Annotated in this window: 14 protein-coding genes; 6 read left to right on the forward strand and 8 right to left on the reverse strand. The window is 55.7% G+C overall.

The genetic code is table 11. The features are described from left to right. The first annotated feature begins 14 nt into the window (after positions 1–14). Positions 15–578, forward strand: coding sequence for a helix-turn-helix domain-containing protein (locus BP869_RS00100; RefSeq protein WP_342675765.1), 564 nt, complete (start codon positions 15–17; stop codon positions 576–578). A gap of 443 nt (positions 579–1021) precedes the next feature. Beyond that, a complete protein-coding gene (locus BP869_RS00105; RefSeq protein WP_342675767.1) occupies positions 1022–1669 on the forward strand; it encodes a hypothetical protein in 648 nt (215 codons plus the stop codon). Between the two features lie 143 nt (positions 1670–1812). Here the strand turns inward: BP869_RS00105 and BP869_RS00110 are convergent, their stop codons facing one another. The 8 genes from BP869_RS00110 to BP869_RS00145 are packed head-to-tail and all read right to left on the reverse strand — an operon-like array spanning position 1813 to position 11589. Next, positions 1813–2325: a type IV pilin N-terminal domain-containing protein gene (locus tag BP869_RS00110; protein WP_342675769.1), complete on the reverse strand. Its 513-nt coding sequence runs from the start codon at positions 2323–2325 to the stop codon at positions 1813–1815. A gap of 17 nt (positions 2326–2342) precedes the next feature. Next, complete coding sequence (locus tag BP869_RS00115; RefSeq protein ID WP_342675771.1) at positions 2343–2834, reverse strand: type IV pilin N-terminal domain-containing protein; 492 nt, start codon at positions 2832–2834, stop codon at positions 2343–2345. Next, complete coding sequence (locus tag BP869_RS00120; protein WP_342675773.1) at positions 2828–3688, reverse strand: DUF7289 family protein; 861 nt, start codon at positions 3686–3688, stop codon at positions 2828–2830. Before BP869_RS00120 ends, BP869_RS00115 begins: the two co-directional genes overlap by 7 nt. A gap of 1 nt (position 3689) precedes the next feature. Next, positions 3690–4115 carry a type IV pilin N-terminal domain-containing protein gene (locus BP869_RS00125; protein WP_342675775.1) on the reverse strand — a complete coding sequence of 142 codons (426 nt, stop codon included), beginning with the start codon at positions 4113–4115 and terminating at the stop codon, positions 3690–3692. 10 nt (positions 4116–4125) lie between these two features. Then, positions 4126–5922, reverse strand: coding sequence for a type II secretion system F family protein (locus tag BP869_RS00130; protein WP_342675777.1), 1797 nt, complete (start codon positions 5920–5922; stop codon positions 4126–4128). Further along, positions 5919–7415 (reverse strand): type II/IV secretion system ATPase subunit, encoded by a 1497-nt coding sequence (locus tag BP869_RS00135; protein ID WP_342675779.1) that lies wholly within the window; start codon positions 7413–7415, stop codon positions 5919–5921. Before BP869_RS00135 ends, BP869_RS00130 begins: the two co-directional genes overlap by 4 nt. A gap of 47 nt (positions 7416–7462) precedes the next feature. After that, positions 7463–9163: a hypothetical protein gene (locus tag BP869_RS00140; protein ID WP_342675780.1), complete on the reverse strand. Its 1701-nt coding sequence runs from the start codon at positions 9161–9163 to the stop codon at positions 7463–7465. A gap of 2 nt (positions 9164–9165) precedes the next feature. Beyond that, the gene (locus tag BP869_RS00145; protein WP_342675781.1) at positions 9166–11589 is read right to left on the reverse strand and encodes a hypothetical protein; all 2424 of its coding nucleotides are present in this window, start codon (positions 11587–11589) and stop codon (positions 9166–9168) included. Positions 11590–11973: 384 nt separating this feature from the next. Here BP869_RS00145 and BP869_RS00150 point away from each other — a divergent pair, with 384 nt between their 5' ends. From BP869_RS00150 to BP869_RS00165, 4 genes are read left to right on the forward strand one after another with little or no spacing between them, the layout of a single operon-like run. Continuing rightward, the gene (locus BP869_RS00150; RefSeq protein WP_342675783.1) at positions 11974–12642 is read left to right on the forward strand and encodes a type IV pilin N-terminal domain-containing protein; all 669 of its coding nucleotides are present in this window, start codon (positions 11974–11976) and stop codon (positions 12640–12642) included. Beyond that, complete coding sequence (locus BP869_RS00155) at positions 12636–13292, forward strand: type IV pilin N-terminal domain-containing protein (protein ID WP_342675785.1); 657 nt, start codon at positions 12636–12638, stop codon at positions 13290–13292. The genes BP869_RS00150 and BP869_RS00155 overlap by 7 nt, the downstream gene beginning before the upstream one ends. Positions 13293–13318: 26 nt before the next feature. Further along, on the forward strand, positions 13319–13939 hold the full coding sequence (locus BP869_RS00160; protein WP_342675787.1) for a type IV pilin N-terminal domain-containing protein: 621 nt from the start codon (positions 13319–13321) through the stop codon (positions 13937–13939). Continuing rightward, complete coding sequence (locus BP869_RS00165; protein ID WP_342675788.1) at positions 13936–14610, forward strand: type IV pilin N-terminal domain-containing protein; 675 nt, start codon at positions 13936–13938, stop codon at positions 14608–14610. Before BP869_RS00160 ends, BP869_RS00165 begins: the two co-directional genes overlap by 4 nt. The last annotated feature ends 18 nt before the right edge of the window (positions 14611–14628 follow it).

Here is a 14628-nt window from a genome sequence, read left to right on the forward strand (position 1 = left end):
AAAGTAATATGGATATGGTGGAGAAGAGAGAGCGGTCCCCGGCCCCTGTCGGGTGCGAGGACGGAATGACGCGTATCCTGGACCTTCTGGAAGAGGAAAACCATGGCCTTTCGATCTCAGATATCTCCCGGAAGATCGACCTCAACCGCAACTCAGTCGCGAAGTACGTGAACATGCTCGTCTTTGCGGGGAGGGTCGAGATGCAGGTCGTCGGGTCGGCGAGGGTCTACCGCCTCGCCGTGCGCTTCCCGGTCTCGACTATCTTTCCTTTCCTGCCCGACCCTGCCGTCACGGTCGGTTCGGACCTGAGGATCAGGCACGTCAATGCACACTTCTGCGCTCTTTTTGGTATGAGGGGGGACGATATTATCGGTGCTCCTGTCTCGGAGACATCCTGTGCCTTTCTCGATCTCCTGGCCGACTCCAGGTACCTTGAGGGGGCGGTGAAGGGAAAAAAGGACGGCGGCGGCACCTGGCGTTCCCTTGAGGGGGAGTGCGGTGCCTATGTCGTCTGGACAGTCCCGACCGTCTTCGAGGACGGCGACCATGGGGCGATTGCGGTTATACGGCATGATTAGATCCCCGGCCCGGAAGAAGCCCATATATTTTCCGCTACTCTCTCCAGACGAAAGTGATTGGACGGCACTCTGCCTCCAGAGGCACGCTCTGGGCCGCCCTGGGGGATATCCATTGGCCCATATCAAATAAAATATACAAAGAGTTATCTATTGCACTTCCCATGTAAAAATAAATGAGACTCAAAGAAATATCACTGACACTGCTCCTTCTATCGGTGCTTTTCATCTCAGGATGCCTCTCCGAACCAGCCGCGATCAACGTCGCGACCGGGGGAGCATGGAACGGGTCCTGCGTCCTCGACCATGGGGAAGAAGTCGCACTCTCCGGCGAAGGCCCGACGACCATCCCGCTGGGAACGGGATCCGGCGAAGTTGCATGTACATTTTATAAAAAAGATCTTTCCCCGGACAGAATGGTGGTGTCCCTCTCTCGCGGAGAGAGAGTGCTCGTGGAGGGGAACACTGCGGTGCCGGGCGGGATGGTCATGTTCACCTGCAATATTTCAACAGGCCGGTACGAACTGAGGGCGCACACCGACGGTCCGAAGGAATATCTCTTGAATGTATGGTATGATGGGCCATGGGAGGCGGAGATCCCTTCGGATGAGGGGATACGCCTGGTGAACGGGACCAACTGGAAATTCTATTCCTATAATTCAAGCGACCTGACCGTCCATATGGGAGCACGGAAACTTGATGCATCGAATAATTCGCTGATCATCGGCATTCATGACGCACATTTCCGGGAACTCGCCGTGAACAGCATCTCTGAACCGAATGGCGCCGTGTCGGTCTCGTACGTTGTGGAACCTGCTCTCATCTTCAAAAGCGGGGTGAAAATATCGGTCTCCTCTGAAGAGAGATGGAAGGGGTGGTATGTCGTGAATGAAACATATACCTCCATCGAGGGGTACGGAGATGATGAGACATATTATCTGGGCGACGTGAGCGGACTGGTCCGCCTGAGTGTTTATAAATCCGGCAATGACAATGAGACACTCTCCGTCAGCATAGAGAAAGATGGTACGATCTTGAACAGCGGTGAAACCTCTGAAGAAAATGGGAAGGTTACGCTCCGGGCAAATGTTTGAACCCCAAAGGCGTCCCGATACGCTGGATACGGAGAAGGTGGGAGACCGCAGAGTGGGGATCCCATGAGCGCTATTTTTTGATCGCCCACCTGTCATCCCTTTTCAATCTTATAATCTGGACTGAGGTCCTCTCTCACCTAAAATTATGGGGCCATGATCTCCCCTGACGAGATCGGTGCGCCTGTCCGCCGGTCGATGAACCGGTAGGTGAGGTAATGACCTGACTCGACCGTGAACGTCTTCCCCTCTCCCCAGGAGATGCCGTCCGTATCTCCTTCTTCGGCGTACAGGACGAACCGATCGCCAAGGAGAACATCTTTGCCACCGTTCTTTGCAGACCTCTGGAGATACTGTTTTTTATCGGGCTCGTTCCTGATGATGACATGCTGCGTGGCATCGTCCCGCACGCCAAGGCTCACCTGCACCAGATCGAGGTCGAGCGGGTCACCGGCCATGTGCTCGAAGACGACCATATACTCGCCGGTGTCTGTATCATGGACCACATCTGACGCGATCAGGTCTGCCCTGACCGACTGCTCGTTTTCACCCGCCGCACCAGTGGCGTAGACCGCCACCAGGGCCACGATGATCAGCGTGACCGAGATCATCAGCATGACGCCGATCACCTCAGACACGGCGTTATCAGTAGCATTCATACCATTGTGCATATCATTCACCGTTCCTTCAGGAGAAGACTGCTCTTATGGAGGAGAGCGCCGCTCGGCAGGTGATAGACCGCCACTTCGACCGCAGGCGACTCCTTGATGCGGTCAGACAACTCTCCATCAAGCTCAAGGAATATGTCGGTTGTCTCCAGGCCTCCGGTATCCAGACTGCCTCCCGCCTTCAAGACATCGGATCCAAGGAGCGTCTCCAGTTCTTCCTCGTCATGGGACGCAGAATACTGACTCCCGTGGACCCAGGTGGTGACCTTGAGGTCTTCGACCCTGACCGGGTCCCCGCCCCGGTGCTCGAAGACGAGACAGAAGTCGTCCCCGCTCCCTGCAGTATATACCGCAAGATCCACCGAGGGCGCCTTCTCCTTCGCATCGACAGCCCCGCTGGCAAAGGAGGCAACAAACGCGGCGAGGATGATCACGATCGCCAGGAGGAGCATCACCCCGATGACCGGGGAGACCGCCGTCTCCCTCTCTGCGTCTAACATACGCTCACCTCGCCGGTCACGGTACGGAGGGTCACGCTCACGGGATGTACCGCAGGGTCGAACGTAAGCGTATGTGTATCATGGTCATGGACATACGTGGCGCCGACGACCCTGCTGCAGATATGGTTCAGATGTTCCTTCATCATTGAGTCTGAAGTGCAGTCTTCGAAGACGATACGACTCACTCCAGTCAGAGAGACCTCCTCTCTGGAATCTGCCGTTGCATTCAACTCAAGCGTGGCGATCCCGCTCCCGGTGATACATGACCTGCCACTCTCGGGGGCGAGGTCCGCCAGGGTGATCTCGATGCCATTGCTGGAGTCGGTCACATCGACGAAAGACCCGAGGAACGCGTCACTGTCTGCCAGGGCGGCGGCCCTGGTGCTGTAACGCGAAGACTGCGGCACCGCCCTATCATCCTTCGTCACCTCGACAAAACCGTACTCCCACCGATACCCCTGCGGTTCCCAGGTGGTAAACGAGGGCATGTAAGATATGTTCACGATGGAGGTCCCGGCCTCCTCTGTTCGTGTAGTATTCATGACCGTCACATGTACCAGGGGTTCCTTTCCTATGGTGACAGACCCACTCGATCGGACCGGACTCAGGATGACCTCGCCGCCGCCAAGGAAGAACGGTTCACTGAACCTGGCCGACGTCTTCTGTGACACCACGTGATCGATGTCTGAACCGAACCTGACAAAGGCGTCCGCCACCTCGCGGGAGTGTTCAATCTCAGACTGCTGTTTCAGCCCGGGAAGATACGTTGCAGAGTAGATCGCGATTGACGTGGCGATGATGCCAAGGACCAGCATCAGTGCGATCACGGTTGAGACTGCTTCATCTTTCTCCATCTCAGATCTCCCCCGAGTAGACGACATTCGTCTGCGTCACCAGTCGCACGATATCTCCTCCCTCAAGGGGGCGATCAAGGACGACCTCCAGACGCCCACCGAGATCGAATGCCCCGGTGCGATTGCCGGTGTGGTCATAGAGGAAAAAGTCAGGGGCTGTGTACTCATTCCTGTCCTGTCCCTCCCCGAGAATGACCACTGTCAGGTCTTTCTTCTCCACCCAGTCCCCACCTTTGTGCCAGAAGATCACGGTGGAGTCACCCGACACATTCGTCATCGCGATATCGACGCTTGCATCCCGGCCACCCGGGATCAGGGAGAACGCCGAGGTGGCAAAGAGGGCGACCAGGATGATGACCAGCACTATCATGATCATCTCGCCGACGACCGAGGATACCGCCTCCTCGTACTGTTTTTTGCCATTCATGGAACCTGCCTCATATGATGTAGACAAAGAGGATCACCGTCGCAGCCAGCATGACGCAGACATGCTTCAGGCCTGCAAGTACATTGTTCGACGAGAGCTGCCCGGCCATGATCCCGGAGAAGAATCCAAGAATTATTCCAACGTGAAACATTTCCCGGATGTTTGTACTGATATCGAAACTGACATCATACGCAGAGAAACTTGAGATAAAGGCGACGTTCAGCTGGTAGGCCGAGTAGAGATAGATGCCAAACGAGAGATAAATCACCGCCAGGTAGACGAATGAGACGTTCAGCCGCTTTGTCTTCATTTTAATGTAGTGCTGAAGGTCGTTGATCGCGATCGTCAGGATCTCGCGGATGTAATCAGTCACCTCGCTTGCGCGTACCAGAAGTGAGATCGCCCGTTTCACCGAAACCAGACCGATACGCTCTTCCATCCGTACGAGAGCACCCGAGACGCTGGATCCGAGCCTGAGTTCCTCGGCGGCGATCTTCACCTCATGGGAGAGGACGCCCATCGTGGTGTTGGAGATCATGAAGATGGCACCCTGCAGCGTCATACCGATATCACGCATATCCGCGATCTCGGCGAGGAACTCAGGCAGTTGCGCCTCGACTTTCATGACGTACCGGCGACGCACCTCGTAGGCGATCATCACCGGTACCACGGTCATGATGATGGCAAGACAGAGAAAGACCTCCGGGGTATAGGAAGGAAAAAACGACCTGAAGGGACCAAACCGGTAACCGAGGAAGAGGACGATGAGCAGTCCGACACCAATCATCGCCCCGACGGTGTAATCTGAGATGAAAAAGGTTCCGGGATGGCGGAGGATCTCACAAAGACGCAGCCAGCGTTTTCTTGACTCAAGGTTTTTAAGGAATTTCTCGTCGGGTTCTCCCCTGGTGCCGATATCCAGAATATCAGCACCAAACTCGGAGTCCCGTATCTCACGGTGCGTGACGTCGAGGTTGTCAGGCGGGAGGAGGACGTATAAGATGAAGATAAGACAGATCGCTCCCAGCGGGAGACCGAGGTACATGAGCGGCATGATGCCGGAAAGCTGGCTCTGCCCGGTGAGGTTCTGCGCCACCAGCATGATGATGATCGCAATGGGCCCGGCGACAAACACGGTCACGTATATCTCCGCGATCATCTCCAGGATCTGGAGGAGGGATTCCTGCTCCTGGCGTGCGAGTTCACGGTATGTCTCGGACTTGGAGTTGAAGAAACTGGTGAGGCTCCCGCCGCTCCGGTAGACCAGCGAGAGGTCGTTGATCAGTTCCTTGAAGTTGGCGGAGGGCGTGACCTCCTGGACATTGCGCATTGCCGTGAGCAGATCGAGGCCGAAGAGCTCGACGTCCCGCACGATGAGCCCGCACTCCTTCGAGACTTCGCCGTAAAGGTCGTCTGCCTCGTAAACAGTCCGGAATATGTCATAGAGCGTAAGGGTTGACGAGAGCGCCTGCATGTAGGTGACCGCATGGGGGAGGTCAGCCTCGATCCGTGTCCGGCGCCCTTCTGCCTGAAGGAGAGGGTAGAAGTAGATGCCAAGAAGCAGCAGGCCTATAATGGCAATAAAGCCGATCAGGATCGTAATGCCGTACGGGAGGAAGGGGAAGATATTGATTTCGACTCCGAAGAGGGAGAGGAGGAGAATGGAAAGTATATAGAGAAAACCGGCAAGCAGAGTTACGATCAGACCATACTGCAGGTATCGGGCAGCAGGGATCGGTATATGTGCCGACAGCAATGAATGTGCGATCGTATCCCTGAAGGTACTGGACGCTGCTGTTTTTGTCATTGCTGTTCCTGCACCGTCATTTCCTGTATCATCTGCCCGACCATCGAAGGAGCAAGGACACCTTTCCGGACCATATCCTCAAGAGCATTCTTTCGAACAGCAAGAGCTTTTTCAAGTTGCTCTTTATCCCAACCATTCCTGTAGGCGATATCGTCAAAGACAGCCGACTGATCGTACACTCTGACGAACCGATCTGTCCGATGGTCCCAGGTAAAGAGCGGTACCCACCTGACGTCATCGTCAACGACCTGGATCTCGTTCAGCGAGAGACACCGGCGGAATCCTCTGCCCCCGTCATGGAGGAGACTCTGCACCAGGACCAGGTCGAGAGCGTTGAACATAGCCACCGGGACGTTGATGGGGTCATGGGTGAGGCGGTTCACCGTCTCCCGCACGTTTCCTGCGTGAACGGTGGAGTACGTGGTGTGCCCGGTATTCATTGCCTGGAAGAGGGTCTGTGCCTCCTCGCCCCGCACCTCGCCGACGATGATGTACTCGGGCCGCTGGCGCAATGCCGCTTTCAGGAGGTGGAACATCCCGACGTTCCCTGTGCCGCTGACATTGGCACTCTCCCGTGTCCGCATAGGCAACCAGTTGATATGCGGCAACTGGATCTCACGGGTGTCCTCGATGGAGACGATCTTTGCCACTGATGGTATGAAGAACGAAACAGCGTTCATCGTCGATGTCTTGCCGCTCGCTGTCCCGCCCGAGATGATCATGCTCTTCCTGTTCTCGACCGCGAGCCAGATATGTGCCATCAGGTCAAGGTCGTAGGTGTGGTTTGCGATGAGGTTGACCGGGGTCATAGGGTCGGCCTTGAACTTCCTGATGGTGAATGAGCTCCCTCTGGAAGAGATGATGTCGGAGTAGGTGATCTGTGCACGCGACCCCTCTGGAAGGGCGGCATCGACGAGGGGGGTCGAGAGCGAGAGTTGTTTGTCGGCCTTCTGGGCAAGTTTGAGCACGAACTTGTTCAACTCTTCATTGTCATAGATGCAGTTTGTCTGAATATTGGCGTATTTCCGGTGATAGAGAAAGATCGGGATATCAGGGCCATTGCAGGTGATATCTTCGATCTTATCGTCGTTCATCAGGGGGTCGAGTTTCCCGTAGCCGAGGAAATTGCGCCTGAGGTAATATACAAGGACCTCCACCCGTTCATCAGGCATCTCCGGGTCAAAGGAGCGGATCACCTTTCTCAGGAGATCTGGATCGAGATCGAGTTCGCCTCTCTTGCGGGCAGTATCATAGATCAGCATCGCCCTGAGCTGTTCAAACGTCTCTTCCAGGATGATCAGTTCTTTTTCTGTGACTCCGGGTTCGACGATTTCATACCTGAGGCCGGTTGCGTCCCCGCGGGAGATATTGACGTACGAGAAAGGAGGGACCAGCCAGTACCGCTCGACCATATCCACTGCTGGATCTGCGGGGGGGAGGTCCAGGATGAACGGACTGGGGTCAGGGACTTCATCTGCTGCGACATCTGCCAAAGGGGTTTCTTGTGTCTTCTTTCTAAAGAGAGAGGAGAAGTCGAACATTATATCCCTCCACAATAGGTCTTCTCAGCCGGTTTGCCATGATATTCGATGGCCGCATGTACCTCACAGTTCCTGACAAAGACCGCCAGCGCGTACTCTCCGGGGCCGAAGACGGCCTCGTTATTTCGCAAGTTCGCACCGTAGATCGTCTGCCAGCCGAAGGTCCGGTCAAAGACGGCGGAACCGTCTTCGATGCGGTACACCGCAAACCTCACGTCGCTGTACGGGGTCATATCTTTCTCTGTATGCTCTTCGTCCATCTTCTGGACCGTATAGGAGACCCGCCAGGGGACCGGTGCGACGACCTCGGTGACACCCCGGAGCGAGTAGTCCTCCGGGTTCTCAAGCAGGGGGTCCTGCATATCGAGGATGTTCTCGTGGAGGCGCCATTTGTCGTCATAGGTCCAGGCAATCCCTGAGGGGTACCAGGTGTCGGCATAGTATTCCTGCACCGGTTCCAGCCAGGTGATCAGCGGCGAGGTGAATTCAGAGACCGGCATGCGAAGGGCTGCGGTGAGACTCTCGTTCGCCGAAAAGAGAGGGTCTTCACCAAGGGGTTGCTCTCCGGCGATGGTGGTGTTGGCATCGAGACGGTCGTCCCGCGAGAGTGTCCAGCCCTGCCAGAGGCCGTCGCCGCCGTTGAAGTACGGCTTCATGCCATCGTATGCGCCGCGGGGAATGCCTTTCTCCGTGGTGTTCACGGTCCAGGCTGCGGTGACGAGGAGCGGCTGGTTCCAGACGGCGTCCTCTATGACGACCGTGTCGGCGGCACGCAGGTCTGTCCCTGTGACAAAGGTCTGGTTTGCCGGGTAGTAGCGTACGTTGTCAAGGGAACCGGAGGAGGTGGCGTTGTGCCAGACGGCGTCGCCGGAGTACCACCCTGCGTCGGCATCGCAGCCTTCAGGGAGGGCGGCGAGAGCGGTCTTGTTCCTGGCGTCGTAGACGAACCTGCCCGCCGGGGTCTCTGCAACGGCCCCGTAGAGTCTTCCGGTGAGCGTGCCGTCATGGACAAGGCCGAGTGCGGTGGCCTCAGGGATGATCGTGCGCCGGTCGAGGCTCGCGGGGTAATACAGGAGGGAGACACCGTACCCCATCTTATCGAGGATGGCAGCGGCAAGGACGGCGTGGTCCTCGCTGTCCCCTTCCTCAGTCGCAAGGGTGATGACCGGGTAATTCGGGTACGCTCCGGTCTGCCGGCGCTCTTCGTCTGTGGTGTAGTTGAGGCTTTTTACAAAGGCGAGGACGTTGCCGACAGTGTCGCTGTCACCATACCCCGATGTCAGGGAGGTGGCGAGGAACCATTCTGCGATGGTGCTGATGGTTCCATCGTCGCCGTCGGTCACGACGTACTCTGCCATTTTCTGTGGTTTGTCTTCATAGGCCCCGTATGACGAGGATACAAAGTGCTGGTAGGTGGAGTTGGAGATGTAGAGTTCCATCTCCATCCCGGTCCCGCGATAGGTCCAGGTGTAGGACTTGGGGCCGGCGACCTTTCTCTCCTGATCGTCGAGGTCGTGCCCGCGCAGACCGGGATCGGTGTCCGGTCCGGGGGTACCGGGGACCTGACCTGGACCGAGGGGGCTGTCGCCACCGAGAAGACCGGAGAACCTGAGAATGGCGATGGCGCCGACGATAATAATCGCTATCACAAGAACGGCGATGACTTTCTTGAACAGTGACTCGTCGAAGGCGAGGTCCACGGTTATCTCCTCCTCCTCTTCGTGATGAGTGCCCCGAACACTGCGGCAACCGCGAGGTATGCTTCAAAACCAGGGGACTGGGTGGTCATGGGTATGGGCGTGGACTCCGAGATCTGAGTGGGCGTGAGGCTTGAATAAGGGGTGACGGTCGGAGATGGAGAAGATGTAGGGGTTTGAGCGGGAGTTATGGGAAGGGACGGGTCCTGCTCGGGTTCGTTCACAGAAGCAGTCCTCTGGCTTCCTTCTCTGTGGAGTTCGAAGGTGGTGGTGCTCTTGTACTTGACATCCTTGCACTCGACTTTGATTTCATACATTCCCGGATACCATGAACTGGAGTCGACTGCGTCGTAGGAAAACGGACGGAGTCCGGTGGAGGGGTCGTACTTCCCTGGATACGTGTAGTCGATCGGGATCTTCATGACGGTATTTGCCTTGCCCCCGTCATAGAGATCAAGGGCGGTGACCGTCAGTGTTAGTTTATCGACGACCTGGGTGCCGTCGGCAGTCGTTCCTTTTCCGGCAAGATTGGTCTTTCCTTCGACGACCAGGTCGTCGCCGACGACCAGGTCGCCGGGCGGCCGGATCTGGATCACGGGTTTCGCGACGGTGAAGGTGTCCATCGTATATATGTCGTCAATGGTTGGCGAATCCAGTGCCTTAACCAGGGCGTCAGCAGCGTATCTGGCATCGAGAGATCCAATGTTCACTTTCAGCGTACCGTCCGTATTGAATATCTGGTTCAGGCTTCCTCTGAAGTAGAGGCTGTTCTCCGGGAGGAGGTCGAACTGGCCGTCATGGCCTGGGTGGTGGTAGACGATGAAATATTCCCCCGGCGTGAGATCATAGGTAAAGTTGCGCGAGTGGGTGATCCCGTACGAGCCTTTTTCTTCATCTTCACCGAGCGGGAACCTGGGGTTAAAGTCGGCATACCTGAAGTTGGGGCCGAAGATGTACCACTTCATGTGGCCGGTGGAACTCGACATCCCGGTGTTGCCCGGGCTCCCTCTGGCATACCACCAGGAATAGAGGTAGTCCCCGCGGGCAAAGGTCCCCCCGGTATTCTCGTCGAACTTCGCGTGAAGGGTCGGGCTGCTCAGTTCATACTCCCAGGAGGGGGGGACTTCGCCGTCGATAGATCCGGGAGCACCTGGATAACTGCTCTTCTGATACCCGATAGGCTGGAGGTTGGCGTGGACGGTGTAGGTTCCTTCATCACAGGAGAACTTCGAGGTCTCCCAGCTGTAACTCCATGTTCCAAGGACCGGATTGTACGAGGTGACAGTGAACGAATCAGGTGCACCGTCCACCACTTCCCGCGACGGGTCGGTGAGGGGAGCGCCGTTCGGGGGCAGGTTCGGCCCTGTGACTGAGAGATAGATTGGAATGAGAGTTGTTGCAGATGTTTTGTCGATATTTTTCAGGGTCCCTGATAATTCGATGATATCTCCGATGGCGTACTGGTTCTGGTCGGGCTCATCAAAGATCAGGCTCATGGCCTTCTGGTCGATGGAGAATATTGCCGTCACCGGCTGGACGGTGCCGGGGCCGGTCGCGGAGACGGTATAACTGGTGGGCTGAGCGTCTTTTGGAATATGGATGTTCAGCCGCACCTCTCCGTCCCACTCAGGGTGGGCACGCACATGATAGTCCGAGATCGTGGGCTCGTCCCATCCGCCCCCGTCGAAGAACGGGAAGTCTTCTCCATTCTCCGGCACAGGCAGGCTGAGGTCGTACTGCATGAAGGGCATGCCCTTGACGGTGAGGATGAGGTCGTCGTTACGCTGCACAGAGGTCTCAGAGAGTTCAAGGGTCAGGGGGTAGTCCTGTACCTCGAATGAATACGGCAGTTCGTAGTTCATGTCATTCAGGGTCATCCTGAACACCATTGTTGCGTCGCTGCCAGGAGAGATCGCTCTCTGGTCGGAGAGGCGGAACACGTAGGTATCGTCTGGTGCTGCAGGGTCTGCGGTAAGTTCTTTGAGAGAGACCGTACTTCCTGCGGTGTTGGTGATCCTGCTGGTTTTGATAGTGCCCTGCAGTTCGTACTCGTACCATGACGAGTCCTGGAACTGGTTGAGGGGGAGGGTGTGGTCGGGCATCTGGAACTGTATGCCCATCCGGTAGGGAATGGTGTTCTGCCGGCTGGGGTTCGTCTCCGGTTCGATGTCTGTCCCGACGGTGCGTATCTTCATCTGCCCCAGGCAGTCAGCAGCATTCTGGATCAGACAGTACCTGCTCGCACTGCGGTTTCCATCGCTGTAAACCGGATAATACTGCCCTGATTTCCCGCGGATGTAATTTGCGATATTGTTGGTGATTGCAATCGGGTCAACCTGCTGTCCGGACTCGTCAATTCTCACGATCCGCACTGGTTCTCCTTTTATGGGGTCGGAATAAGCCGAGAAGTTCACATTTCTTTCGCCCATAAAAACGGTATCTCCCGGGCTTATCCCTGCGTTCGGTCCTTCAGGGGTTGAGAAACGCGCTGAAGCAATTGAGGCAGACGTAGTCAGGAGAAGGATGGTTATACACAGGACTGCTATGATCCGATAGTGCTTCATAATAGTAAGACTCCCTGGGGCGGAGATCTGCCGCCATATCAAAAATATTTGATTTATCGCTATTTTATTTGATCGCAATGCAATGCCGGCATGCACCTCTGAAATGCGAGATTGCAGGGCTTAATTTTAAAAAAGAATCTAAAATAACTCCGAGTGCATACGGAATGTTTAAATTCGCGTTTGTGGAACAACATTATACAAATTTATTGTTATAACTCATATTTATTTGTCAAATGGAGAAACGACACCATGATTGTACAATTCCGGAAAAGTGCACCTCCCTTGTGGAGCAGGAAAAAACCATACCCGGATGAACGGGACGAGGCGGTATCCCCTGTTGTCGGGGTGATGCTGATGCTCGTGGTGACGATCATCATCGCCGCGATTGTCAGCAGTTTTGCCGGGGGCCTGGGGTCTACCACCGAGAACGCCCCGGTGGCAACTCTGGCAATCAAGATGTTTGCCGGACCGAACGAGAAGAACGTGACAATTGAACACCTTGGCGGCGACCCGCTGGCGACAAAGGATCTCAAGATTGTCAGTTCTTTTACTGTGCCAGAGATGTGGGGATCCGATGAACTGGAGAAGAGCGGGCGTGTTATTAAACACACGATTGACGGATCGCTCTCGCCGGTGGAGGCTAACGCCATTAAAACTGATGTTGCCGGGTATCCTTTTACGCCGCAGGTGACCAACGACGACAGCATCGTGTCCACGAGGACTGCGGATAAAACATTCGGGACGGCCATTCTCGTGCCTGGCGGACGGCTCACCTTCGACCGTGACAACTTCCTTGGATTTGAAACAGGCGTGCGTAGTGTCTACGGGTTTGGTGAAGGCGTTACGGTTAACGTCATGATCGTCCACACCGGCAGCGGGAAGGTCCTCTTTGATAAGGATGTGATTGTACCGTGGTAAATTCAAGGAATGACGATGCGGTCTCGCCGGTCGTCGGCGTGATGCTGATGGTTGTGGTGACGATCATCATCGCTGCAACGGTGAGCGTATTCTCTACGGGGTTTGTCTCAGACACAGATGCTGCACCAGGCACCCTGGTCGAGTATGTCGGGGTGCTCACAGGGCAGAGCGGGGGTCTTGGGGAGATCGGTCTGGTATTCGAGAACAAGGGAGGAGAGACGTTGCTGTTGTCAGATATGAACCTTCACCTGAAGTCGACTCTCTCAGGGGGGGACGAAGTCTCGATCTCCTACACCGATGCCCCCTCCTCGAAGTATCTTGATATCCCCGTGCCAGATGAAGCCCGTCTCTTATCTGATTTCACGTACCGCATGAAGAAGATCGGGGTCGCGGACTCAGCAAGCGCCGCCACGACTGTGGCCAATTCTAAAATCAAGGCGGGCGACAGGTTCGTGATCCACGCGGACCGCTTCATCGAGGACGGTACGAGCAGGTACGGACGTGTGGCGTACGTCTCCGACCGCGGCATGGAGGGCTCACCGTACACCAGCGGTGAGTTCGAGGTGAGCAGCAGGACCACGTACACGCTCAGCGATAAAAACACAGGGGCGGTCATCGCCTCAGGCACTCTTGTAGGAAGTGTGTTATGAACAGGCAGATCAGGAAGAGAGAAAAAATGATTTCTGAGAAGTACGACGCAGTCTCCCCGGTCATCGGCGTGATGCTGATGCTCGTGGTGACGATAATCATCGCCGCATTTGTCTCGGCGTTCGCCGGCGATGCCTTTGGAAACACCGAGACCGCCCCCTCGGCCGCCATCGACGTAAAAATGATCTCCGACGGAGGGGACCACAAGGACCAGTACGTCATGCTCATCGAGCACCACGGGGGCAGCAGTATCCCGACGTCCGACCTGCGGATAGTCGGTTATTACACGCCACCGGCATCAACAAAAAAGACCATGCAGCGCGGTGAGGTGACGTCCTCGACAAAGGCTGTGAGAGGGATGATCATTCATGACGAGGAGATCTCCTCTGTAAAGATCCCGTACCTGAATGACGTCGCGTGCGGCACACCTGGGGACGATGAGACGAACTTCGGGGAGTACACCTTCTCCTCAGGCGATGTCATGAGCACGGGAGGGTCTAAAGGCACAAGCACGGTGCTCGGCTTTGACATCTCGACACCAGAGAAGCGTAATGAATATGGTTTTGTGAGAGGGTCTGCGGTTGACGTCGAGATCATCCATCTCCCAAGCCAGAAGAGCCTTTTCAGCGGCAGGGTGATTGTACAATGACTGAATCATATGGAAAAGAGGACGATGCAATCTCTCCGGTCGTCGGGGTGATGCTGATGCTCGTGGTGACGATCATCATCGCCGCCATGGTGAGTGCATTCTCCGGCAGTGTTGCACAGGACCAGACGCTTGCACCGCAGGTCTCACTCTCTGCATCCTATGTCTGCAGTATTACAGATACCGAAAAAACGAATGAAGTTCCCGATCATTCTGATAAGCTAAACAATGGCATTAAGTTCCGTCTCTCAGGTGGGGATTCTTTCTCGCTGCGGGATATTACGGTCCAGTTGAAAAACGGGGACAGTGTCATAAACTTCGACATGAAGACTCACCTCAACAACACTGCGGCAGCGATTGATAAGTCAAAATTGACACTCATGAAAGACTCCGAGGATAAGGAGACATATTTCGCACTGCCGGGAGGAGGCGATGAACAGGGAGAAGGCGATGAACTGATCACCGTCGGCGACTCGTTCATGATCGTCGCCGATGACTGTTATGACAGCACCCAATCCCTTGATAAAAATGTTGCGAAGGGACGGTTCCTCACCTGGTCTCCTGAGGATTCAAGCGGCACATTCAAAGTGCAGGCCGATGTGCCCTTCGATTACACGATCACCGATCAGTTGAGCGGCAAGCCCATACAGAGAGGTACACTCATCATACGGTGAGGCTGCTTTCTGGAAATA

The sequence above is a fragment of the Methanofollis sp. UBA420 genome, from assembly GCF_002498315.1.
Taxonomy (GTDB): Archaea; Halobacteriota; Methanomicrobia; order Methanomicrobiales; family Methanofollaceae; genus Methanofollis.